23 protein-coding genes are annotated in these 21,670 nt (G+C 72.5%); 10 read left to right on the top strand and 13 right to left on the bottom strand.

Annotated elements, in window-relative coordinates:
• Positions 1-93 precede the first annotated feature (93 nt).
• On the top strand, positions 94-456 hold the full coding sequence (locus AB0D08_RS19365) for a DsrE family protein (RefSeq protein ID WP_359890129.1): 363 nt from the start codon (positions 94-96) through the stop codon (positions 454-456).
• Between the two features lie 13 nt (positions 457-469).
• Here AB0D08_RS19365 and AB0D08_RS19360 read toward each other — a convergent pair whose 3' ends face one another.
• The 6 genes from AB0D08_RS19360 to AB0D08_RS19335 all read right to left on the bottom strand — a co-directional run bounded on the left by AB0D08_RS19360 (position 470) and on the right by AB0D08_RS19335 (position 3,666).
• A complete protein-coding gene (locus AB0D08_RS19360; protein WP_033821772.1) occupies positions 470-742 on the bottom strand; it encodes a DUF3099 domain-containing protein in 273 nt (90 codons plus the stop codon).
• Between the two features lie 64 nt (positions 743-806).
• On the bottom strand, positions 807-1,097 hold the full coding sequence (locus AB0D08_RS19355) for a DUF1416 domain-containing protein (RefSeq protein ID WP_033821773.1): 291 nt from the start codon (positions 1,095-1,097) through the stop codon (positions 807-809).
• A 35-nt stretch (positions 1,098-1,132) separates the two neighbouring features.
• Positions 1,133-1,969, bottom strand: coding sequence for a sulfurtransferase (locus tag AB0D08_RS19350; RefSeq protein WP_033821774.1), 837 nt, complete (start codon positions 1,967-1,969; stop codon positions 1,133-1,135).
• A gap of 217 nt (positions 1,970-2,186) precedes the next feature.
• Entirely contained in the window at positions 2,187-2,267 is an 81-nt protein-coding gene (locus AB0D08_RS19345; RefSeq protein ID WP_350637490.1) for a putative leader peptide, read from the bottom strand.
• A 246-nt stretch (positions 2,268-2,513) separates the two neighbouring features.
• Positions 2,514-3,185 (bottom strand): DUF2993 domain-containing protein, encoded by a 672-nt coding sequence (locus AB0D08_RS19340; RefSeq protein WP_033821775.1) that lies wholly within the window; start codon positions 3,183-3,185, stop codon positions 2,514-2,516.
• Between the two features lie 151 nt (positions 3,186-3,336).
• Positions 3,337-3,666: a MoaD/ThiS family protein gene (locus tag AB0D08_RS19335; protein ID WP_359890125.1), complete on the bottom strand. Its 330-nt coding sequence runs from the start codon at positions 3,664-3,666 to the stop codon at positions 3,337-3,339.
• A gap of 682 nt (positions 3,667-4,348) precedes the next feature.
• On the opposite strand from AB0D08_RS19335, the gene AB0D08_RS19330 reads away from it, so the two are divergent.
• The 5 genes from AB0D08_RS19330 (at position 4,349) to AB0D08_RS19310 (ending at position 10,004) form a co-directional block, all read left to right on the top strand.
• Positions 4,349-5,083: a response regulator transcription factor gene (locus AB0D08_RS19330; RefSeq protein WP_033821776.1), complete on the top strand. Its 735-nt coding sequence runs from the start codon at positions 4,349-4,351 to the stop codon at positions 5,081-5,083.
• A 132-nt stretch (positions 5,084-5,215) separates the two neighbouring features.
• The gene (locus tag AB0D08_RS19325; RefSeq protein ID WP_033821777.1) at positions 5,216-6,259 is read left to right on the top strand and encodes a LacI family DNA-binding transcriptional regulator; all 1,044 of its coding nucleotides are present in this window, start codon (positions 5,216-5,218) and stop codon (positions 6,257-6,259) included.
• 126 nt (positions 6,260-6,385) lie between these two features.
• Positions 6,386-7,636, top strand: coding sequence for a trypsin-like peptidase domain-containing protein (locus tag AB0D08_RS19320; RefSeq protein ID WP_359890122.1), 1,251 nt, complete (start codon positions 6,386-6,388; stop codon positions 7,634-7,636).
• 86 nt (positions 7,637-7,722) lie between these two features.
• On the top strand, positions 7,723-8,496 hold the full coding sequence (locus AB0D08_RS19315) for a response regulator transcription factor (RefSeq protein ID WP_359890120.1): 774 nt from the start codon (positions 7,723-7,725) through the stop codon (positions 8,494-8,496).
• The gene (locus AB0D08_RS19310; RefSeq protein ID WP_359890118.1) at positions 8,493-10,004 is read left to right on the top strand and encodes a HAMP domain-containing sensor histidine kinase; all 1,512 of its coding nucleotides are present in this window, start codon (positions 8,493-8,495) and stop codon (positions 10,002-10,004) included. The genes AB0D08_RS19315 and AB0D08_RS19310 overlap by 4 nt, the downstream gene beginning before the upstream one ends.
• 60 nt (positions 10,005-10,064) lie before the next feature.
• Here the strand turns inward: AB0D08_RS19310 and AB0D08_RS19305 are convergent, their stop codons facing one another.
• From AB0D08_RS19305 to AB0D08_RS19280, 6 genes are all read right to left on the bottom strand, one after another.
• Positions 10,065-11,882 (bottom strand): bifunctional metallophosphatase/5'-nucleotidase, encoded by a 1,818-nt coding sequence (locus AB0D08_RS19305; RefSeq protein ID WP_033821779.1) that lies wholly within the window; start codon positions 11,880-11,882, stop codon positions 10,065-10,067.
• A 258-nt stretch (positions 11,883-12,140) separates the two neighbouring features.
• Positions 12,141-13,490 (bottom strand): ATP-binding protein, encoded by a 1,350-nt coding sequence (locus AB0D08_RS19300; protein WP_033821780.1) that lies wholly within the window; start codon positions 13,488-13,490, stop codon positions 12,141-12,143.
• 19 nt (positions 13,491-13,509) lie between these two features.
• A complete protein-coding gene (locus tag AB0D08_RS19295; RefSeq protein ID WP_033821781.1) occupies positions 13,510-15,084 on the bottom strand; it encodes an SCO6880 family protein in 1,575 nt (524 codons plus the stop codon).
• 7 nt (positions 15,085-15,091) lie between these two features.
• Positions 15,092-16,369 (bottom strand): hypothetical protein, encoded by a 1,278-nt coding sequence (locus tag AB0D08_RS19290; protein WP_033821782.1) that lies wholly within the window; start codon positions 16,367-16,369, stop codon positions 15,092-15,094.
• Positions 16,359-17,195 carry a hypothetical protein gene (locus tag AB0D08_RS19285; protein WP_359890114.1) on the bottom strand — a complete coding sequence of 279 codons (837 nt, stop codon included), beginning with the start codon at positions 17,193-17,195 and terminating at the stop codon, positions 16,359-16,361. Before AB0D08_RS19285 ends, AB0D08_RS19290 begins: the two co-directional genes overlap by 11 nt.
• A gap of 104 nt (positions 17,196-17,299) precedes the next feature.
• Positions 17,300-17,650, bottom strand: a complete 351-nt coding sequence (locus AB0D08_RS19280; RefSeq protein ID WP_051812970.1) for a hypothetical protein — start codon at positions 17,648-17,650, stop codon at positions 17,300-17,302.
• Between the two features lie 249 nt (positions 17,651-17,899).
• On the opposite strand from AB0D08_RS19280, the gene AB0D08_RS19275 reads away from it, so the two are divergent.
• Both AB0D08_RS19275 and AB0D08_RS19270 read left to right on the top strand, forming a co-directional pair.
• Positions 17,900-19,075, top strand: coding sequence for a bifunctional lytic transglycosylase/C40 family peptidase (locus AB0D08_RS19275; RefSeq protein WP_082526715.1), 1,176 nt, complete (start codon positions 17,900-17,902; stop codon positions 19,073-19,075).
• 149 nt (positions 19,076-19,224) lie between these two features.
• Positions 19,225-19,971: a phosphatase PAP2 family protein gene (locus AB0D08_RS19270; RefSeq protein ID WP_033821784.1), complete on the top strand. Its 747-nt coding sequence runs from the start codon at positions 19,225-19,227 to the stop codon at positions 19,969-19,971.
• 30 nt (positions 19,972-20,001) lie between these two features.
• Here AB0D08_RS19270 and AB0D08_RS19265 read toward each other — a convergent pair whose 3' ends face one another.
• A complete protein-coding gene (locus tag AB0D08_RS19265; RefSeq protein WP_359890152.1) occupies positions 20,002-20,232 on the bottom strand; it encodes a hypothetical protein in 231 nt (76 codons plus the stop codon).
• 212 nt (positions 20,233-20,444) lie between these two features.
• Between AB0D08_RS19265 and AB0D08_RS19260 the strand changes: the two genes are divergently transcribed.
• Together AB0D08_RS19260 and AB0D08_RS19255 are read left to right on the top strand one after the other, a co-directional pair.
• The gene (locus AB0D08_RS19260; protein WP_051812972.1) at positions 20,445-21,311 is read left to right on the top strand and encodes a hypothetical protein; all 867 of its coding nucleotides are present in this window, start codon (positions 20,445-20,447) and stop codon (positions 21,309-21,311) included.
• A gap of 148 nt (positions 21,312-21,459) precedes the next feature.
• A complete protein-coding gene (locus AB0D08_RS19255; protein ID WP_082526716.1) occupies positions 21,460-21,648 on the top strand; it encodes a hypothetical protein in 189 nt (62 codons plus the stop codon).
• Positions 21,649-21,670: the final 22 nt, after the last annotated feature.

The raw sequence follows: 21,670 nt of genomic DNA, 5'->3' as shown, positions 1-21,670 counted from the left end.
CGGCGTTGGCATACAGGGCGGACGCGGCCGAGTCTATCCGGCGGTGATCCCGCGCTCACGGTGAGCCCCACCACGTCCGGCTAGGGTGTCGCCATGTCGAAGAAGCTGGTCATCAAGGTCACCGCCGGGGCCGACGCGCCGGAGCGCTGCTCGCAGGCGTTCACGGTGGCCGCGGTCGCGGTCGCCAGCGGGGTCGAGGTCTCGCTCTGGCTCACCGGGGAGTCCTCCTGGTTCGCCCTGCCGGGCCGGGCCGCGGAGTTCGAGCTGCCGCACGCGGCGCCGCTGCCCGACCTGCTGGAGTCGGTGCTGGCGGCCGGCACCGTGACGCTGTGCACCCAGTGCGCGGCGCGCCGCGGGATCGAGGAGAAGGACACCGTCGAGGGGGTCAGGGTCGCGGGCGCGCAGGTCTTCCTGAGCGAGATCATGGCCGACGGGGTGCAGGCGCTGGTCTACTGACCCGGCTCCCGGTTCAGGGCCGCCGCTCGTGGTCGGGGTGGTCCCGGTCGTGGCCGGGGTCGTCCCACTTCGGGTCGTCCCAGCGCGGGTCGTTCCACCAGTCGTCCTCCGGGTCGCGCCGGTTGGCGAGGATCGCCGCGAGCGGCGGGATCACCATCGCCACCACGCACATCCCGATCGCGGCCGGCACCGACCAGAACCGCACCGCGCCCCAGGCCAGCACGAACAGGGCGAGGCAGACCCCCATCATCACGAAGTAGCGCACGTGGCGCCGGTGTGCCCGCACCCTTCCAGGGTATGACCGAGGACCCCCGCCGGGGCAGGGGTCCTCGGGCCGTTCGGCAGTCGTCTCAGACCGCGATCACGATCTCGGTGGGCTCGCCCTGGGAGGCGACCACCACCCGGTCGACGGTCGCGCCGGGGACCAGGGCGCGCAGCGTCCAGGTGCCGGGGCGGGCGAAGAACCGGAACTGTCCGGACGCCGAGGTCGGCACCTCCGCCGTGAAATCGCCGTTCTGGTCGAGCAGGCGCACGTAACCGTGCACCGGCTCCTCGTCGCGGGTCACCGAACCCTGGATGATCGTCTCGCTGGCCACGTCAACTCCTGCCAGGTCGGGGCCGCCGGCCTTCGCACCGCACATGTCTGTCTTCCCTCTCTTACCGGTCGAGCCGGGGCTCAGTTGTCGCCGAGCGCGATCGGCACGCCGACCAGGCTTCCGTACTCGGTCCAGGAGCCGTCGTAGTTCTTGACGTTCTCCTGGCCCAGCAGCTCGTGCAGCACGAACCAGGTGAGCGCGGAGCGCTCGCCGATCCGGCAGTACGCGATGGTGTCCTTGGCCAGGTCGACGCCCTCGGCGGTGTAGAGCGCCTTGAGCTCCTCGTCCGACTTGAAGGTGCCGTCGTCGTTGGCGTTCTTCGCCCACGGGATGTTGCGCGCGGTCGGCACGTGGCCGGGGCGCTGCGACTGCTCCTGCGGCAGGTGGGCCGGGGCGAGCAGACGGCCGGAGAACTCGTCGGGCGAACGGACGTCGACCAGGTTCAGGCTGCCGATCGCGTTCACGACGTCGTCGCGGAAGGCGCGGATCGAGGAGTCCACCGGCTGGGCCGTGTACTGGGTGGCGGCCCGCTCGGGCTGCTCGACGACCAGCTCGCGGGAGTCCAGCTCCCACTTCTTGCGGCCGCCGTCCAGCAGGCGGACGTCGCCGTGACCGTAGAGCTTGAAGTACCAGTAGGCGTACGAGGCGAACCAGTTGTTGTTGCCGCCGTAGAGCACCACGGTGTCGTCGTTGGCGATGCCCTTGGCGCTGAGCAGCGCCTCGAAGCCCGCCTGGTCGATGAAGTCGCGGCGGACCGGGTCCTGGAGGTCCTTCTTCCAGTCGATCCGGACGGCGTTGCGGATGTGGTTCTTGTCGTACGCCGAGGTGTCCTCGTCGACCTCGACGACGACGACCTTCGGGTCGTCCAGGCGGGCCTGGACCCAGTCGGCGTCTACCAGGACGTCGCTGCGGCTCATGGTGGTTTCTCCATCCGGGGGCGGTTGGCGGAAGAGGCTGTTCAGGGGGTGCCCGGCCGATCCCGTCCGGACATCTGTCCGAATGCTGGGACAGGGCGGAGTGCGGGAGGCCTGGGCCGGTGGTGCGGGAACGAGGTGCGCGAACGCCGCCCACTATCGCGGGTCGGGTCGTCGCAGCGGTTCGGGCGAGCCGGAGATACCGGTCAGAACTGCCCGGTCAGCGCATTCGACACAGGCAGGTGGACACGCGGCACAGGTCTACCGCCCGCCGCTTCGTGAGATCCGCCTGTCGCTTCATGTCGACGATGCTAGGGACCTCCCGGGCCTGCTGTCATCAGTGTGTCGAATGCTGAGATCAGAATGACCGCATCATGGGATTAGACCCCGCACCGCCGACACGCGGCCCGGCCGGGCCGCCCTCCCGGCCCTCCGGACGCCCGCACGGCACCGCCCGGCAGGCCGGCGCTGGACAGCGCGTCTCGCGGAGCGGGACGGCGGGCAGCCGCCGGGAGGCCGGGACGGGACGCGACGCGCGGTGGGCCGGTCAGCCGATCAGGCGGACGTCGGTGCCGCGGAAGTCCAGCAGCAGACCGTCCGGCTCCGGGGTCACCCCGGCCAGGCCCAACCCGGCCGGCAGCCGGCTCAGGGTGAAGCTGCGCGGGGCCAGCAGGTCCTTCACCCGGCCGTTCAACGCCGCGGCCACGCCGGTCAGTTGGAAACCGTCGGCGATCACCGTGTTGCCCTCGCTGTGCACCTTGCCCTCGCCGATCGAGAAGCCCGCCACCGAGGCCTTCACCTTGCCCGGCCCGCCGTACGACAGATCGAGGCGGTCCGCCCCCTGCACCAGCTTGGCCGCGTCCGGGTACGAGATCAGTCCGCTGCCGGTCGCGCTGCGCACCGTGGCGCTGTGGTACGAGTCGCCGACCGAGACGCCGGAGAGCGAGGCCCGGAACGAGCGCACCGCCACCTGCTGGCGGCCGTCGCTGACCTGTACGTCGTCGGCGGCGAGCTTGACGCCGTCGAACTCCCCGGACACCGCCTGGGTGAGGAAGGGGAACCCCTCGATCGTCACCTCGGGCCGGCTGCTCAGCCGGCCGCTGCTCACCAGCTGGTCGGCGGCCTCGTCCTCGGCCACCCCGACCGCCGTCCGGTCCGCCCCGACCAGCAGGCCGGCCAGCACACCGAGTCCGATCGTCAGCTTCAGCCAGCCCCGCATCTCACTCCCCCGTGGGTCGTTGGCGCCGTCCGGCGCGGTACCGCATCCTCGCAGCCGTCCACCCGTCCGTCCGCAGATACGACGATCACCCCGGGTGCGGTGGTTCCTGGAGAAGGTGCGGGCCGGCGGACCGGCCGCCGGCGCGGGCCGCTCAGCCGCCCGCGAAGGGCGGCAGCACCTCGACCGAGCCGCCGTCCCGCAGCCGCACCTCGGCGTGGTCCCGGGTGCCCACCGGGTCCCCGTCCACCAGGTACGAGCAGACGCCGAGCAGGCGCAGCAGCCCCGGCCGGTCCGCGTGCCGGGCACGGGCCTGGTCCAGCGCCTCGGCGAGGGTTGCGGCCAGGTAGGGCTCCTCGGCGGCCCCGGCCTCGGCCTTGGCCGCGGCCCAGTAGCGGAGGGTGCCGCTCACCCGTACGGGTGAGTCGGGCGCGGTGTGTCCGGTGCCCTGCGCAGCGGTCCGGGCCTCGGTGGTCGCGGTCATGGCAACCCCTTCCAGTGGTCCTCGCCCGGTGCGGCGGCCGGCTCCTGTGCCGGGCCACCCACGCCAAAGGTGTACACGTACCGTGCGGCCGGTGCGGCTCCCATGATGACCCCACCCCCCGCCCCGGCGGCAACACCCCAGGTCGACACCGGTCGCCGCGGGGCGGCGCGGAGCCCGTCCGGCACCGGCGCCTGGTGGCGCAGCTCACGCCCACGGGCCCCCGGAACCGGGCGCCGCGGCGCGTTTCGGCCTCCCGCGCCGGGGTGTGGTCGGCTATTCTCGTGGCGTGAGGGATCCGGGCAGAGTCGCCCCCGGGTCCTTTTGTGCTTTCAGGACGCCAGTACGGACGTCCTTGCGAACGGCGCCCCACCCGCGCCGGTACGCGAGGACCGCCCCGCGGGGCGGCACAACGGAGTGCCGCCGGCCTGCCGGGGTGTCGCAATCGGCGCCGGGCCCCCGCCCGGCGCGGGCACAGACCGGAAGGTTCGCGGATGGGCAGGGCAACTGCGGGGCACCAGGGGTTGCGGGACCCCCGGCACACGTCCCGCACCGCCGTGCGCGCCGACGAATCCGCCGGATCTCGCCCTGCCGACGTTCCCCCACCCCGCTCAGCAGCTGCGCCGGACCGCCACGGCACCCGCCGCACTGCGACCGCGACGACCCGGAAAGGGGACTACCGGGTATGAGTTCTCTCCTCCTGCTCACCAACGCCCTCCAGCCGTCCGCCGAGGTACTCCCGGCCCTGGGCCTGCTGCTGCACAACGTCCGGGTGGCACCGGCCGAGGGCTCCGCCCTGGTCGACACCCCCAGCGCCGACGTCATCCTGGTCGACGGCCGGCGCGACCTGCCGCAGATCCGCAGCCTGTGCCAGCTGCTGCGCTCGACCGGCATCGGCTGCCCGCTCATCCTGGTGGTCACCGAGGGCGGCCTGGCCGCCGTCACCGCCGAGTGGGGCATCGACGACGTGCTGCTGGACACCGCCGGCCCGGCCGAGGTCGAGGCGCGGCTGCGGCTCGCCACCGGCCGCCTCCAGGTGGTCTCCGACGACAGCCCGATGGAGATCCGCAACGGCGACCTGTCGGTCGACGAGGCCACCTACTCGGCGAAGCTCAAGGGCCGGGTGCTGGACCTCACCTTCAAGGAGTTCGAGCTGCTGAAGTACCTCGCCCAGCACCCCGGCCGGGTCTTCACCCGGGCGCAGCTGCTGCAGGAGGTCTGGGGCTACGACTACTTCGGCGGCACCCGCACGGTGGACGTCCACGTCCGGCGGCTGCGGGCCAAGCTCGGGGTCGAGCACGAGCAGTTGATCGGCACCGTGCGCAACGTCGGCTACCGCTTCGTGGTGCCGGACAAGGCGGACAAGGGCGAGCGCCCCGGGAGCGAGCTCCCGCACGCCCCCGCCGCCCAGCAGGCCTGAGCGGGCGGCCGACGGGGACGGGCCCCGTCGGCCGCCCGGGATGTCCGGATCTGTAACGATCGCGGCCGACCGGCCACGGAGCGCCGTGACGCAACTCATGGCGCCGCCGCGCGACCCGCGTAGACTCCCTGCGTGGCCAAGGTGACGCGCGACGATGTAGCCCGACTGGCTGGGACCTCGACCGCGGTCGTCAGCTACGTGATCAACAACGGTCCGCGCCCGGTCGCGCCCGCGACCCGGGAGAAGGTGCTGGCTGCCATCGAGCAGCTCGGGTACCGGCCCAACAGCGTGGCCCAGGCGATGGCCTCCCGGCGGACCAACCTGATCGGCATGGTGGTGCCGGACGCCCGGCAGCCCTTCTTCGCCGAGATGGCGCACGCCGTGGAACGGGCCGCCTCCGAGCGCGGCAAGCTGGTCCTGATCGGCAACTCCGACTACGTGGACGACCGCGAGGTCCACTACGTCCGCGCCTTCCTCGGGATGCGGGTGTCGGGCCTGATCCTGGTCAGCCAGGGCCCCTCGCAGCGGGCCGCGGAGGAGTTCGCCGCGATGGAGGGGGCGAAGGTGGTGCTGCTGCACCGCCGGCCGGAGGCGATCGACGACGTCGCGGTGGTCACCGACGACGTGGGCGGCGCCGAGGCGGCCGTCCGCCACCTGCTGGAGGACCACGGGCACCCGTACGTGGTCTGCTTCGGCGGACCGGTGGAGTCCCCCGCCCCCGGCGACCCCGTGATCGACCACGTCGAGGGCTGGCAGCGCGCCATGGAGGCGCACGAGCTCGAGGTCGAGCCGAACCTGGTCGACGCGCCGTTCCACCGCTACGGCGCGTACGAGGTCGCGGTGAAGCTGCTGCGCTCCCCCGGCCGTCCGACGGCGATCTTCTGCTCCACCGACGACCAGGCGATCGGCGTCCTGCGGGCGGCCCGCGAGGTCGGCCTGCGGGTGCCCGAGGACCTCGCCGTGGCCGGCTTCGACGACATCCCGGAAGCGGCGCTCGCCGACCCGCCGCTGACCACCGTGGCCTCGGACCGGGACGCCATGGCACGGGCCGCCGTGGACCTCGTGCTGGACGACTCGCTGATGGTCCCGGGCTCCGGCACCGAGCGGGTCCGCAAGTTCCAGTCCCGGCTGGTGATCCGCCGTTCCTGCGGCTGCGGGGCCCCCGACCAGCGGTGATGCCCGAAGCCGGGCCGGCGCGCCGAAAGCGCCGCTGACCTGGCTTTATGAGAACCGAACAGGCTTCTCGGAAGCCTCTGACCGCACTCTCACCGGATTCTCATGCTCCGGGCGGACGTTGTGTCCATGAACGAGCAGCAGCGCAGCAACCCCGAGCAGCACCACGACGGCCCGTCCGCCCCCCGGACCGGCCACCCCGGGTACGGCCAGGACCCGTACCGCCAGGACCCGTACCGCCACGACGTGCCCGGGCACGACGCGTACGAGGGCCAGGGCTGGGCCCCGCCGCAGCCGGCCGAGCCCCCCACTGCGCACGTGCTGGAGGGCACCGTGCTGCGGGACGACGGACCCGGCGGGCACGACGGGCACGGCGGGCAACAGCCCTGGGGCGGCCCGGCGCAGCCGCTGCCCGCGGGGGCCGAGGCCGGGGCCGGCGGGACGGGCGGCACCACGGGTGGCGCCCACCGGGGCGGCCGGGCCCGGCGCGGCATGCTGAAGAGCCGGCTGGCGCTCGTGGCCGCCGTCGCCACCGTCGCCGCCCTGATCGGCGGAGTGACCGGCGGAGTGCTCGCCGAGGCCCACGGGGACGGTGCGAGCGCCGCCTCCACCCTGGTCAGCCCGGTCTCGGCGAAGTCCGACGGCACCGCGAACGTCGCCGCCGTCGCCGCCGCCGTCTCGCCGAGCGTCGTCCAGATCACCGTGAACACCACCTCCGGCACCGCGACCGGCACCGGCGTCGTGCTCACCGCCGGCGGCCAGATCCTCACCAACTACCACGTGATCTCCGGTGCGGTCGACGAGAACGGCCGGATCACCGTCACGTTCAAGGACGGGAGGACCGCCACCGCCACGGTCACCGGAACCGACAAGTCACTGGACGTCGCGGTGATCGACGCCGCCGGCGTGAGCGGCCTGACCCCCGCCGCGCTCGGCGACTCCACCGACGTCCAGGTCGGCGACTCGGTGGTCGCCATCGGCAACCCCGAGGGCCTGACCGGCACCGTCACCTCCGGCATCATCAGCGCCAAGGACCGCAAGGTCTCCGTCCAGGTCGACGAGGGCTCCACCCGGGGCAACGGCGGCTTCGGCTTCCCCAACCTGCCCGGAATGACCGGCAGCCGGTCCGGCTCCACCGGCGACACCGCCACCTACCAGGCCCTGCAGACCGACGCCGCGCTCAACCCCGGCAACTCCGGCGGCCCGCTGCTCAACGCCAACGGCCAGGTCATCGGCCTCAATTCGGCGATGTACTCGTCCGCCGGCGCCGGCTCCACCGCCGACTCCTCGAGCGCGGGCAGCGTCGGCCTCGGCTTCGCCATCCCGATCAACGACATCAAGCAGGTCCTCCCGCAGCTGCAGGCCGGCCAGAACCTGTAGCCACCGGTAGCCCCGGCTCCACCGCAGGACAGCCTCCACCGCAGGACAATGGCCACACCGTACGGACTCAGAAAGGGCCCGAGCCGATGAATCCCCCCGCCGACGACCGCACCCCTGCCGAGGCCACGGGCCCCACCGCCCGCGTCCTGGTGGTCGACGACGAGCCCGCCCTGCGGGACGCCCTGGAGAGCAGCCTCGCCTTCGAGGGCTACGAGGTGGCCACCGCCACCGACGGCTTCGAGGCCCTGGAGGCGGTCGAGCGCCAGCGGCCCGACCTGGTCCTGCTGGACATCATGATGCCGAGGATGGACGGACTGACCACCGTCCGCCGGATGCGCTCGCGCGGCGACGCCGTCCCCGTACTGATGCTCACCGCCCGCGACGCCGTCGGCGACCGGGTCACCGGCCTCGACGTCGGCGCCGACGACTACCTGGCCAAGCCGTTCGAACTGGACGAGCTGCTCGCCCGGGTCCGGGCCCTGCTCCGGCGCTCCGCGCTGGCCAGCGAGGCCGCGGCCCGGGCCTCGGTGGAGACCGACGCCAGCGAGGTGCTCGCCTTCGCCGACCTGCGGATGAACCTGGCCACCCGGGAGGTCACCCGGGAGGGCCGCCCGATCGAGCTGACCCGCACCGAGTTCATGCTGCTGGAGATGTTCCTGTCGCACCCGCGCCAGGTGCTGACCCGCGAACAGATCCTCAAGGCGGTCTGGGGCTTCGACTTCGAGCCGTCCTCCAACTCGCTCGACGTGTACGTGATGTACCTGCGCCGCAAGACCGAGCAGGGCGGCATGCCCCGGGTCATCCAGACCGTGCGCGGGGTCGGCTACGCCCTGCGCAGCGCCACCGGCGCGGCGGCGTGAGCGACGCCGTCCCGCCGAAGCCCGCACACCCGCCGAAGCGACCCGGGCGGGGGCTGCACCCCGTCCGGTGGTACCGCAGCCGCTCGCTGCGCAGCCGGCTGTCCATGCTGACCGCCGCCGCGGTGGCGATCGCGATCGCGCTCTCCGCCCTGGCCTGCTGGTTCCTGGTCAGGGACCGGCTGTACGAACAGGTCCACAGCAACCTGACGGAGGCGGACTCGCTGTTCTCCGGGCCGGCCCGGCGGGAGAACTCCTTCACGTGTGACTCCACACCGGCCGGGGCCCTGGCGGCCGCACGGCACTCCCCGGACGGCGTCCCGCTGCGACCACTGAAGTGGGACGTCGAGCTGATCTCCACCGACGGCTCCACCTGCTTCCAGCAGGGCGACGCGCACGCCATCCGCGCGGATCCTGGTGACCTCTCGGCACTCGGCGGTCACACCGCCAGCTTCCGGGACGGCGAGTACGCCGACGGGACGCCCGCGATGGTGCGGGTCGTCCCGGTCGATGTGCTCTTGCCCAACCAGACCATCAAGCAGTACGTCGCGCTGGTCGCCCAGCCGATCGAGACCGTGCAGGACTCGCTGAACAACCTCGCTCTGATCCTGATCGGCGTGGTCGGCGTCGGCACGGTCGGCGCCGGGTTCATCGGCCGCCTGGTCGCCCGGTCCGCGCTGCGGCCGGTGGACCAACTCACCGACGTGGTCGAGCACATCGCCCGTACCGAGGAGGTCGGCACCACCATCCCGGTGCACGGCAGCGACGAGATCGCCCGGCTGGCCACCTCGTTCAACTCCATGTCCACCGCGCTCGCCAACTCCCGCGACCGCCAGACCCGCCTGATCGCCGACGCGGGCCACGAACTGCGCACCCCCCTCACCTCCCTGCGCACCAACGTCGACCTGCTGATCCGCAGCGACGACACCGGCCGGGCGCTGCCGCCCGCCACCCGGGCCAAGATGCTGGGCAACATGAAGGCGCAGATGCAGGAGCTGACGCTGCTGATCGGCGACCTGCTCCAGCTCTCCCGCCCGGACACCCCCAAGCCCGGGCAGAACGTGACCGTGCTCGCCCTGCACGAGATCGCTGAACGGGCCGTGGAGCGGGCCCGGCTGCGCGGCCCGGGCCTGGCCTTCGAGCTGGCCATCGAGCCCTGGTACGTGCGCGGCGACGGGCCGGCGCTGGAGCGGGCGGTGATCAACCTGCTGGACAACGCCGTGAAGTACAGCCCGCCCGGCGGCTCCGTCGACGTGGTGCTGCGGGCCGGGAAGCTGACGGTCCGCGACCACGGGCCGGGGATCGAGCCGGAGGAACTCCCGTACGTCTTCGACCGCTTCTGGCGCTCGCCGTCCTCCCGGCAGCTGCCGGGTTCGGGGCTCGGGCTGTCGATCGTGGCGCAGGCGGTCCGGGACAGCGGCGGCGAGGTCTCGCTCGGCCCGGCCGCGGACGGCGGCCCGGGCGCGCAGGCCACCATCCGCCTGCCGGGTCAGCCGGAGCCGCCGCAGTAGCCCGGACACGGCGAGGGCGGGACACCCGGGGGTGTCCCGCCCTGCGTCCGTGCACAACCGTCAGTCGTTGTCCGTGCCGGTGCCGATGATCTTGATCCGGTCCTGCGCCGGGACCTTCAGCGGGGCGTCGGCCTTGCTGTTGGCGCCCAGGTAGGCGGCGAACAGGTCGAGGTCCGAGACGCCGACCAGCTTGTCGGTTCCGGCCGCGAAGGCCGGGAAGCCGTCGCCGCCGCCGGCCAGGAACTCGTTGGCCGCGACGCGGTACGAGGCGGCCGGGTCGATCGCGGTGCCGTTCAGCTTGACCGTGTCGACCAGGACGCGGGCGGCGCCGGTCTTGGTCATGTCCAGCGTGTAGGTGAAGCCCGCCGAGTTCTGCAGGATCTTCGGCGCGGCCTCGTTGACGCCGCTGACCTGCTGCTGGAGCAGCTGGACGAGCTGGGCCCCGGTCAGCGTCTTGACCTGCATCATGTTGGTGAACGGCTGGACGGTGAACGCCTCGCCGTAGGTCACCACGCCGTCGCCCTCGCTGCCCGAGGCCTTGTAGACCAGGTCGGAGCGGATACCGCCGGGGTTCATGAAGGCGATCTGAGCACCGCCCTTGTCCTTGGGGGCGAGCCCGGCGAGCTGGGCGTCGGCGATCACGTCACCGAGCGGCTTCTCCAGGTCGGCGGAGCCGCGGCCGTTGATGTCCGCGCCGATCCAGCCGAGCGGGCGGTTGGCGATCGGGGCGGCCAGCTTGTTGTAGTAGTCGATCAGCTTGGTCATGTCCGCGGCCTTGGGCACGTCGCGGCGGACGATGTGGTTGGCGGCGGTGACCGACGGGCGCACGATCGCGCCGGAGCGCTTGTCGAGCTTGAGGTCGATCTCGGTGTAGAGCCGGCCGAAGGAGGCGGCGCTGGTCACCGAGCGCGGCACGCCGTTGGGGTCCGGGATGCTGCACGCGTACGCGTTGTGGGTGTGGCCGGTGACGATGGCGCCGACGGCCGGGTCGATCTTCTTGGCGATGTCCACGATCGGGCCGGAGACACCGGCGCCGCCCGCGCCGCAGTCGAAGTCGTAGACCGGGCTGGCCGGGTAGCCGCCCTCGTGGATCAGCGCCACGATCGAGTCGACGCCCCGGCGCTTGAGCTCGGCGGCGTACTTGTTGATCGTGGTGACCTCGTTGGCGAACTTCAGGCCCTTGACGCCCTCGGCGGTCACGATGTTGGGCGTGCCCTCGAGCGTCACCCCGATGAAGCCGACCTTGACGCCGTTCACGTTGGTCACCCAGTACGGGTCCAGGATCGGCTTGCCGGTCTTCTCGTTGGTGACGTTGGCGGCCAGGTACTCGAAGTCGGCGCCCTTGAACTTGCGGCCCTTGACGTAGCAGCCGTCGGTCGGGTGGCAGCCGCCGTTCTGGAGGCGCAGCAGCTCCTTGGAGCCCTCGTCGAACTCGTGGTTGCCCACGCTGGTGACGTCGAGGCCGAGCTTGTTCATCGCCTCGATGGTCGGCTCGTCGTGGAACAGGCCCGACATCAGCGGGCTGGCGCCGACGATGTCACCGGCCGCCACGGTCAGCGAGTTCGGGTGGCCCTTGCGGGCCTCGCGCAGCGCCGTCGCCAGGTACTCGATGCCGCCGGCGGGGGTGGAGACGATCTGCTTGGTGACCGGGTCGATCTCCTTGACGGTGCCGGAGGACCCCGCCGGGGGCTCCAGGTTGCCGTGGAAGTCGTTGATGGCCAGCAGCTGGAGGTCGACGACCTTCGGCTGGTGGTGACCGTGGCCGTAGCCGTGCGCCTCGGCCACGCCGGGCACGAGGACGGAGCCGAAGAGGCCGGCGGCTGCGGCGGCGGCGTAGGCCGCCTTGCGGTATCGACCGGTGAGACCGGTGCTGGGCATGAGGGATCCCCTGGACCGTCGGGGCCCCGGTGTGGGCCGGGGCCGGGCTGGCAGGTGCCGATTGACCAGTGAAGCCTAGGGTCAACGCGCGTAGCTGTCAGGACCCTGCAAGTAACAAGAGGGTTTCCTGCGAACGGCACGAAGACGAGCAACCGGCACCCTCCCGGCGGCGCCTGACCCCCCGTCCGGCGCCTGACACCCCGTCCGACGCCTGGGACCCGTCCGCCCCGGACGCCCGGCGCCCGGGCTCGGCCCGGGTCAGCGCCGGGGCTCGGCCGCCAGGTGCTGCTCGGCGCGCTCGCGCTCGGCGACCGCGTCCTCGGTCATCGCCCGGTCGGTGTACACCAGCGGGCGCTCGGCCTCGGTGATGATGTGCTTGACCACCTGGACGTTGCCGTTGACGTCCCACACCGCGATGCCCGGCGACAGGGTCGGAATGATCTCCACCGCCCAGCGCGGCAGACCCAGCACCCGGCCGGTGGCCCTGGCCTCCTCGGCCTTCTGCATGTAGATGGTCCGCGTCGAGGCCATCTTCAGGATCGCCGAGGCCTCCTTGGCCGCCGCCCCGTCCACCACGTCCGACAGGTGGTGCACCACCGCGACGAAGGACAGGCCGAGCCGGCGCCCGAACTTCAGCAGGCGCTGGAACAGCTGCGCCACGAACGGGCTGTTGATGATGTGCCAGGCCTCCTCCACCAGGAAGATCCGCTTCACCCGGTCCGGCCGCAGCCAGGTGTGCTCCAGCCAGACCCCGACGATCGCCATCAGGATCGGCATCGCGATCGAGTTGCGGTCGATGTGCGAGAGGTCGAAGACGATCAGCGGCGCGTCCAGGTCGATGCCGTCCGTGGTCGGCCCGTCGAACATGCCGCGCAGGTCACCGTCGACCAGCCGGTCCAGCACCAGCGCCACGTCCAGCCCCCAGGACTGCACGTCGTCGACCGCGACCCCGAGCGACTCCACCGAGGACAGCTCGGGGCTGCGCAGGGTGTCGATGATGTCGGTCAGCACCGGCTGGCGCTGCGTCACCGAGGCGATCACGTGCGCGTGCGCGGCCTTCAGCGCGAAGCCCGCCCGCTCGTCCAGCCCGTGCCCCATCGCCACCTCGATGATGGTGCGCAGCAGCGAGAGCTGGCCGGTGGTGGTGATCGACGGGTCCAGCGGGTTGAGCCGCACCCCGCCGTCCCGGGCCGACATCGGGTCGAGCCGGATGGACTTTATGCCCAGCGCGTTGGCGATCAGGTTCCACTCGCCGACCCCGTCCTCGCCCTGCGCGTCCAGCACCACCACCTGCCGGTCCCGGAACCGCAGCTGGCGCAGCACGTACGTCTTCTCCAGCGCGGACTTGCCGTTGCCGGACTCGCCGAGCACCAGCCAGTGCGGCGCGGGCAGCTGCTGGCCGTACAGCTGGAACGGGTCGTAGACGTACCCCTTGCCGCTGTACACCTCGCGGCCGATGATCACGCCGGAGTCGCCCAGCCCCGGCGCGGCGGTCGGCAGGTACACCGCCTGGGCCTGGCCGGTCGAGGTGCGGACGGGCAGCCGGGTGGTCTCCACCTTGCCGAACATCAGGCTGGTGAAGGCCTCGGTGAGGTTGCCGATCGCCATGACGGTGCCTCCTGCGGGGTCAGCGGCGGATGCCGGTGGCGAACGGGAGGGTGTTGACGAAGGCCCGGTGGTGCTCCCGGTCGCACCACTCCAGCTTCAGGTAGCTCTTGCCCGCCGAGGCCCGGATGGTCCGCTTGTCGCGGGCCAGCGCCTCGGGGCTGCGGGCCGACACCGTCAGGTACCCGACCAGGTTGACGCCGGCCGCGCCGGAGGCGAGGTCGTCACCGCGCTGGTCGACCCGGCCGGTGTGGGCCAGGTCGCGCGGGTCGACGGTGCGGTTCATCTTGGCGGCGCGGTTGGCCTCGGCCTCGTCGTTGGTCTTCTCGGTCAGCATCCGCTCGATCGCCACATCGGTCGGCTCCAGGTCCATGGTGACCGCCACGGTGCGGATCACGTCCGGGGTGTGCACCAGCAGCGGCGCGAGGAAGTTGACGCCGACCGGGGTCAGCGGCCACTCCTTGATCCAGGCGGTGGCGTGGCACCACGGCTCCCGGGTCACCGACTCCCGGGTCTTGGCCTGCAGCAGTTGCGGGTGGGTCGCGTCCAGCTCGGCCGGCCAGGCGTTGCGCCGGCTCATCGCCTGCAGGTGGTCGATCGGGTGGTCCGGGTCGTACATGGAGTGCACCAGCGAGGCCAGCCGGGCCTGGCCGAGCGGCTGCCGGACCCGGATGTCCGCCTCCGCCAGCCGGGCGCAGATGTCGGTCAGCTCACGGGCCATCACGGCGGCGAGCCCGTCGTCGTCCTTGGTCCGCCGGCCGGTCGCGTCCCGGCCCATCGCGTGCGCCTCCGCGGCCAGGTCCCGGGTGTAGTGCATGCAGGCCACCAGGTACGCCCGGTGCTGCTCCGAGGAGGTCGACACCATCGACTGCAGCTGGTCGTACGACTCCTTCAGCCAGCGCGGGGCCTCCTGCGCGCCGCGCCGCTCCACGTCCTTGGCGTGCGCGTCCGGGTCGGCGGGCAGCGTCCGGGCCAGGATCTGCAGCCGGGTGACGAAGCCGTCCCCGTTGGCCACGTGCTTGAGCAGCGTGCCGAACCGGTCGACCAGCGCCTCCTGGTCCTCCGAGTCGCGCAGGCCGACGCCCGGCCCCTCGATCTCGATCGCCGCGGTCACCGTCCGGCGCTCCAGATGCATCAGCACCGCGACCTCGTCCGGCCCGAACGGCGCGCTCAGCCAGCGCAGCCGGCCCACCCCGGGCGGCGGCCCGACCTCGATCTCCCGGCCGTCCAGCCGGGTCCCCGCGTCGATCACGTCCGACTTCCACACCGCCCGGCCGCTGCGCAGGGTCCGCCGGTAGCTGCGGTTGATCTCCGCCCACTTGTAGAAGGTGCGGCGCCGGTACGGCACGTAGACCGCCATGATGGCGAGCAGCGGGAAGCCCACCAGGCCCGCGATCCGCAGCGGCAGGACCGGCATCAGCAGGCCCCACATCATGCCGATGAAGGCCCCGAAGATCACCAGCACGATCTCGCCGGTCTCCCGGTTGCGCCCGATCGGCGCGTTGGGCCGGGACTTGCCGATCAGATACGTGCGGCGCTGGTGGACGTACGGCTGGGCGTACTGGGCTCCGTACTGGCCGAGCGGTTCGCTGCTCACCGACCCGTCACCCTCCCTTCGCTGCGTTGCTGTCACGGTTCATGGGCGGGGACTGCGGCGGGGGCGCGGCGGCTGCCGGGGTGCGGCCGGCGTGCGCGGCGATGCCGGGGGCGACCGAGCCGCCGCCGGCGCCGGAGGAGGCGTTCGCGGTCTGCGGGCCGCCCCGGGAGCCGTGCGTGGAGATGCCCTGCTTCACCAGGTTGGCCGGGCCGCTGATCATCGCCGAGCCGGCCGAGACGGCGCCGGCCCGGGCGTTGCGCAGCTGGAGCATCTCGTCGCCGAGGCCCGGGACGAAACGGTAGACGGCGGCGCTGGCGAAGATCGACAGGAACAGGATGGCCAGCCCGGACAGCACCCGGGCGAAGTCGTCGTCCGCCCCGGCGCCGGTGGCGACCGCGCCGGCCAGCCCCAGGATGATCACGATGATCGGCTTCGCCAGGTCGACCGCCAGCATCAGCCCGGCCCAGCGGCGGACGTGCTTCCACAGTTGCTTGTCGACCAGCCCGGCGTACACCGCGGTGCCCAGCAGCGCGCCGACGTACAGCATCGCGGCGCGGATCAGCAGCTCGATCCAGAGCACCGCGGCGGCCAGCACGGCCACCAGCGAGACGATGATCAGGATGAGCGGGCCGCCGCCCATCGTGCCCTTCTCCAGGGTGTCGGCGAAGCCGCCCAGATAGGTCCCGGTGTCCGACTTGGTGCCGGCCGCGATCGCGGCGGTCAGCCCGTCGGTCACGCTGACCAGGGTGAACAGAATCAGCGGGGTGAAGGCGGAGGCCACCACCGTCAGCCACAGGAAGCCGATCGCCTCGGCGAAGGCCTGGCCGAGCGGCGCGCCGCGGACCGCCCGCTTGGTGACGGCCAGCAGCCACAGCACCAGCGTGATGATGGTCGAGCCGGCGAAGACCACGGCGTACTGCTGCAGGAAGGCGGCGTTGGTGAAGTCGACCTGGGTGGTGCCGTCGATCGCGCCGGACAGCTTGCGGACCACCCAGGCGGCGGCCTGGGCGCAGCCCTTGGCGAGCGACCCGAGCGGGTCGGTCGCACCGGCGACCGCGCCGGTCCCGGGTACCGTCACCGCGCCCGCCGGCGCGCAGAGCTGGTCCGCGCCGGCCACCGGCAGGTCGACCGAACAGGAACGGCTGGGCGAGGGCGTCGGGCTCGGGGTGGGGTCGGCGAACGCCCGCTGCGCGGCCACCAGGGCCGCCAGCTGGAGCATCGCCATCGCACCGCCGAGCGCGCCGGCGCGCCGGACGAAGGGGGCGGGCGGACCGTCAGCGGGCATAGCGGAAGCCTCCGAACTGCTGGACGGCATTGGTGATGTCCTCGGCGGTGGCCGCCTGCTGATCCCCCGGGACGGGAGCCGGTCCGGCGGCGCGGGAGAAGTCGGTGAGCTTCCAGTCGCTGCCGCTCCAGCGCATGGTGACGGTCAGGGTGTACCAGTTCTCCGTCACCGGCTTGATCGAGTTGGCCCCCGCGAGGCCGACCAGCCCCGTGCACCAGACCTCGACCTTGGTCGCGGTGTCCGCGGAGTTGGTGGTCCTGGTGCCGACCGGGACGCTGCGGCTGACGAAGGTCAGGCCCTTGGGGGCCTTGCCCTGGGCGTCCAGGCCGAAGCCGGCCACGGTCTCCGGGCCGAAGGCCTTGTCGAGCCGCTCCTGGAGCTGCGGGGTGACGCTGGGGTCGGTGACGGTGGCGACCAGCGCATGCCGGCTGTCGGCCCGGAACATCTCCGCGCCGCCCAGCGCGACCGCGTAGTTGGCGGCGGCCGACTGCGCGCCCTGGTCGGTGTGCGGGAAGCCGCTGGCGACCCCGCCCGAGGTGGTGGTGACCGGCTCCCGGCCGCTGGCCGCGGTGTTGGCGGGGGCGGGCCCGCCCTTGCCGTCGGAGTCCGCGCCGGCCCCGTCGGCCGAGGTCTGGGAGCGGCCCGTCCCGGGGTCGGGCTTGCCGCGGTTGGCGACCGAGATCGCGAGAACCAGGAGGGTGACCACCACCAGGACGGCCAGCAGGGTCCGCAGCGGGCGCGGCTGACGGCCGCTCATCTGGTGGGAGGACTGTTCGGCGACCGGTAGCCGCGTGCGGGTGTGCGGCTGGTCGTCGGACAACGGCACGGCGGCCCTCCTGGTGCGGGGAGCCCGGGTGGGGCTCCGGTGGTGAAATACGACAGCCCCAGCAGACGCAGCAGGGCCGCTCCGCCGGGACGACTATCTGACCGTCAGATGGCCATGCCGTAGACAATGGTGAACAGGGTGCCGAGGGATCCGATGATGAACACGCCGGTCAGCCCGGCGATGATCAGCCCCTTGCCCTGTTCGGCGCTGAAGGTGTCCCTCATGGCGGTGGCGCCGATCCGCTGCTTGGCCGCACCCCAGACCGCCAGGCCCAGGCAGGCCAGGATGGCCACGGCCATGATGACCTCCACCATCACCCGGGCCTCCGAGCCCAGGCTGGAGAACGGCCCCCAGTCCGGCGCGATCCCGCCGATGATGGTGTCGATATTGGCTTTCTTCGGCGGATCCTCCGCCAGGTACCCGATCACCTTGCTGTCCACGCTGCTCAGGTTCATTTCCATCTCACCGCCCGATCAGGCAAATTCAAGGCCCCGAACCAGGGTCGAGCGAAGGGGCCGGTCCTATTCTTGGCCAGATCTGATGTCGACTTGGCTACTTCTCGCGGATTGGTCGTGCGGGATGGGACACGTACGACAGGATGTCCACCGTACGAAGGATACGGCTCACTGTGAGTGTTCGCGATGATTGCGCTGAGCAACGCCTTCCTGGACACTGCTGACTGACGCTTCGTCGGGATGGTGCTGATGGTACTCCGCAAGGCACGCGCCGCCGCTGCCGCTGCGGCAGTTGTGACGGTCGGATTCGTCGGTCTGGTCACCGTGGGCACGTTCGCCGCGAGCGGCACGCCCCAGCAGGGCGGGAACAACCTCGCGCTCTCCAGCGGCACGGTGCCCGCGGCCTACCAGCCGCTGATCCAGAAATGGGGCACCCTCTGCCCCGAGATCTCCCCCCCGATGCTGGCCGCCCAGCTCTACCAGGAGAGCGGTTTCGACCCGGGCGCCCGCAGTCCCGCCAAGGCCTACGGGATGGCCCAGTTCCTGGAAGGCACCTGGGCGACCTACGGGACGGACGGGAACGGCGACGGCAGGCGGGACATCTGGGACGCCTCCGACGCCATCGCCTCCGCCGCCACTTACGACTGCGCCCTCGCCAAGGACGTCTCCAAGGTCCCCGGCGACCGCCAGGCCAATATGCTCGCCGCCTACAACGCGGGCCCGTACGCGGTGATAAACGCCGGCGGCATCCCCGCGTACAAGGAGACCCAGGGCTACGTCCGCAGCATCCAGGCGCTGGCCCGCAGCTTCACCGCGCCCACCACCGGGAGCGCGGTCGGCCTCTCCCGGCAAGCGGCCGGCGCGATCTACTTCGCCCAGACCAAACTCGGCACCCCGTACCTGTGGGGCGGCGAGGGACTGCCCTCGCAGAACGGCCGGTTCGACTGCTCCGGCCTCACCCAGTCCGCGTTCGAGAGCGTGGGCATCAAGCTGCCGCGGGTGGCCAACGACCAGTGGTACGCCGGCGAGCACCCCTCCCGGGACCAACTCCGGCCGGGCGACCTGGTCTTCTTCGCCAACGACCTGACCGACCCGCGCTCCATCCACCACGTCGGCATCTACGTCGGCGGCGGCTACATGATCGACGCACCGCACACCGGCGCGCTGGTCCGCTACGACACCATCGACCAGCGGGACTACATCGGCGCGACCCGGGTCACGCCGGACGGCGCGGAGGCGCTCCCGGTCCGCGGCGCCGACGGCAGCATCACCGGCGGCGGCGGCCCGAGCGGCGGCAACCAGTCCACCGGCGGCACCGGCCCGGCCGCCGCGGCCGCCCCGGCCGCCTCCGCCCCTCCCGCCGCAAGGGCGACCCCCACCGCACCCGCCACACCCGTCACCGGTCAACCACCGGCAAAGGTCTGACCCGCCGAATCCTCTTCGTGTGCGCGTCAAGTGGACGGTGAGTCAAGTTTCCATAACAGGGCCGGTGCCCGGAAACCTGGACACCGCCTCCGGCGTTCTTGCACGGTGGGCCGGACGTGGCCCACCGTGACGAGGGAGGGAGGTGTGGCGTGTCGACGCTGCTCGCCGACACGGTCGATCCCGATCTCGACCTGCTGCGCGTGGTCAACGGCCTGGCGGTCGCCTCGCCGGACTGGCTGACCGGACTGGTCTCCTGGGTCGGCGAGTACGGCATCCTGCTCGGCCTCGCGGCCGTCCTGCTGACCGCCTGGCTGCAGGCCCGCCGGTCGCCGGGCGCCCCGGTCGCCGTGGCCGGACTGCTCTGGGCGCCGCTCTCGGTCGCCCTGGCCGAGCTGGCCAACCTCCCCATCTCGGCGATCGTCGACCGGCCGCGCCCGTTCGTCGACCACCCCGAACTGGACGTTCTGGTCGAGGGCAAGGAGGGCACGCTGTCCTTCGTCAGCGACCACTCGGCGATGTCCATGGGCATCGCGGTGGCACTGATGCTGGTCAACCGCCGGCTCGGGCTGGTGGCGGGGGTGCTGGCCCTGCTGCAGGGCTTCTGCCGGATGTACATGGGCGTCCACTACCCGACCGATGTGATCGGCGGCTACGCGCTGGCCACCGCCGTGGTGCTGCTGCTGGCGCCGATCGCGATGGCCGTGCTGGTCCCGCTCTGCCATGCGGTGGCCCGGACGGCGGCCGCGCCGCTGATAGTCGCCGGTCCCCGCCCCGAGCGTCCCTCGCGGGGCCGCTCCGCCCGCGGCCGCCGCCGGTCGGCGTCCCGTCGGTCCCGGCCCGCCGCCGCCCGGGAGAGCACGGCGGACCACACCCCCGAACGCGACCTGGCGGCCTGAGGCCCCGGAGGCACGAGGCCTGCCACGGCGTCAGCTCCGCTGCCCGGCCGGATGATCGCCGGGGTGATCCCCCGGGTGGTCCCCCAGGTACTCGCTCAGGTGCTCGCTCAGGTGCTCGGCGGCGTCGCGTCTGGCCCGGTCCCGGGAGCGCCGGGCGGGGGCGAACCAGCCGCAGCTGCAGCTCGCGAAGGCGAAGGACCCGCGCTCGTCGACCGAGACCCGGTGCTCGGCGGCCGGTACCGGCCCGGACGGGTCGAGCACCGGCCCGGACGGATCGGGTGGCGCGCCGGACGGGGCCGGCAGCTCGCTGTACACGTGCCTCACGGTAACCCGATCCGCACCCGGCGCGCGACGACTTCCGCGCGCCCCCTTTGGCGTAACCCCTGAGCCGTCGGCTCGTTTCCCGGTGAAGCGCTCCGCCCACCCGGGGTGGTGGCTTGCCGGGCACCGTGCCCGAGGGGGTTGTGTCGAGAGTGAAGAAGCCGATCAAGAGCCGCCGGTCCGTGCCGCCCGTCCGGGCCGCCGCCGCGGTCGCGGTGCTGGCGGCCGCGCTGGCCGCCTGCGGTGGTGCCACGCACCCGCAGGGCAGCTCAGCGGACCAGCTGTCCGCCGATCCGCTGACCGCCGTCCGCAGCGCCGCCGACATCACCGGCCGCACCGGCTCCGTCCACCTGACCACCGAGCTGGTCACCGAGTCCGCGGACAAGAAGGCCGTCTTCACCGGCGTCGGCGGGTACGACTACGTGAAGCGGATCGGCCGGATGGAGATCACCGTCCCGCCCGGGGCCGCGACCACCGGCACGATCGTCGAGGTGGTCCTGCCCGGCACGGTCTACCTGCAGAACAGCGGCGCCAAGATCCCGGCCGGCAAGTTCGTCAAGCTGGACGTCCGCCAGCTGCCCGACGGGAACCTGGTCAGCAGCGGCGCCACCGATCCCGCCGTGGCCGCCGGCGCGCTGCGCGGTGTCCAGCGGGCCGACCTGGTGGGCACCGAGACGGTCGGCGGCGTGGAGCTGCAGCACTACAAGGGCACCCTCGACCTCGCCAAGGCCGCGGACGCGACCGGCGGGCGGGGTGCCGACTCGCTGCGGATGGGCGCCCAGACCTTCACCGTCAAGGAGGTCCCGTACGAGGCCTGGCTGGACGCGCAGGGCCGGCTGCACAAGGTGGTCGAGACCTTCGACTTCACCGGGGTCGCCGGGTCGAAGGCGGCGAAGGACCAGGTCAAGGTGGTCTCGACGGTCTCGCTCGGGGACTTCGGCAAGCCCGTCGAGGCGGCCGAGCCCGCCGCGGGCGACATCTACGCGATGCAGGGATCCGAGTCGCCGTCCGCGAAGTAGTCCGCGGTGCCGCACCCGCCCCGGCGGCGTCCCACCCGTTTCGGCGGCAGAGATGACCCGTCCGTGCCATGTGGGCGGGCGCCGAGCTGCCTACGCTGGACAGCCGGGGCTGCCATGGGGACCGGCAGGCGGCGCTGAAGGGGTGGTGGTGCAGGTGGCGTCCGCGGACGGCCGGGCAGGCGGCCACGACGAGACCGCGCTCGACGAGATCGAGTTGGCCGGGGAGCTGATGATCGCCGCGTCCACCAGTGCGGAGGACCGGCTGGCCACCGAGCAGATCGACGAGGTGCTGCTCGACCGCGCCCCCGAGCCGCGCCCGGGCGGACCGGGCGGCTGACCCCGGCCGGCCCGCGGCCGGG

This window comes from Kitasatospora sp. NPDC048540, assembly GCF_040651175.1.
Classification (GTDB): Bacteria; Actinomycetota; Actinomycetes; order Streptomycetales; family Streptomycetaceae; genus Kitasatospora.
This window is presented reverse-complemented; position numbering and strand designations above follow the sequence as displayed.

What these genes read in the sequence shown, in the direction of transcription:
- AB0D08_RS19365 (WP_359890129.1), top strand. Translation starts at nt 94, where the DNA reads ATGTCGAAGAAGCTGGTCATCAAGGTCACCGCCGGGGCCGACGCGCCG.
- AB0D08_RS19355 (WP_033821773.1), bottom strand. Translation starts at nt 1,097, where the DNA reads ATGTGCGGTGCGAAGGCCGGCGGCCCCGACCTGGCAGGAGTTGACGTG.
- AB0D08_RS19350 (WP_033821774.1), bottom strand. Translation starts at nt 1,969, where the DNA reads ATGAGCCGCAGCGACGTCCTGGTAGACGCCGACTGGGTCCAGGCCCGC.
- AB0D08_RS19345 (WP_350637490.1), bottom strand. Translation starts at nt 2,267, where the DNA reads ATGAAGCGACAGGCGGATCTCACGAAGCGGCGGGCGGTAGACCTGTGC.
- AB0D08_RS19340 (WP_033821775.1), bottom strand. Translation starts at nt 3,185, where the DNA reads ATGCGGGGCTGGCTGAAGCTGACGATCGGACTCGGTGTGCTGGCCGGC.
- AB0D08_RS19335 (WP_359890125.1), bottom strand. Translation starts at nt 3,666, where the DNA reads ATGACCGCGACCACCGAGGCCCGGACCGCTGCGCAGGGCACCGGACAC.
- AB0D08_RS19330 (WP_033821776.1), top strand. Translation starts at nt 4,349, where the DNA reads ATGAGTTCTCTCCTCCTGCTCACCAACGCCCTCCAGCCGTCCGCCGAG.
- AB0D08_RS19320 (WP_359890122.1), top strand. Translation starts at nt 6,386, where the DNA reads ATGAACGAGCAGCAGCGCAGCAACCCCGAGCAGCACCACGACGGCCCG.
- AB0D08_RS19315 (WP_359890120.1), top strand. Translation starts at nt 7,723, where the DNA reads ATGAATCCCCCCGCCGACGACCGCACCCCTGCCGAGGCCACGGGCCCC.
- AB0D08_RS19305 (WP_033821779.1), bottom strand. Translation starts at nt 11,882, where the DNA reads ATGCCCAGCACCGGTCTCACCGGTCGATACCGCAAGGCGGCCTACGCC.
- AB0D08_RS19300 (WP_033821780.1), bottom strand. Translation starts at nt 13,490, where the DNA reads ATGGCGATCGGCAACCTCACCGAGGCCTTCACCAGCCTGATGTTCGGC.
- AB0D08_RS19290 (WP_033821782.1), bottom strand. Translation starts at nt 16,369, where the DNA reads ATGCCCGCTGACGGTCCGCCCGCCCCCTTCGTCCGGCGCGCCGGCGCG.
- AB0D08_RS19280 (WP_051812970.1), bottom strand. Translation starts at nt 17,650, where the DNA reads ATGAACCTGAGCAGCGTGGACAGCAAGGTGATCGGGTACCTGGCGGAG.
- AB0D08_RS19275 (WP_082526715.1), top strand. Translation starts at nt 17,900, where the DNA reads ATGGTACTCCGCAAGGCACGCGCCGCCGCTGCCGCTGCGGCAGTTGTG.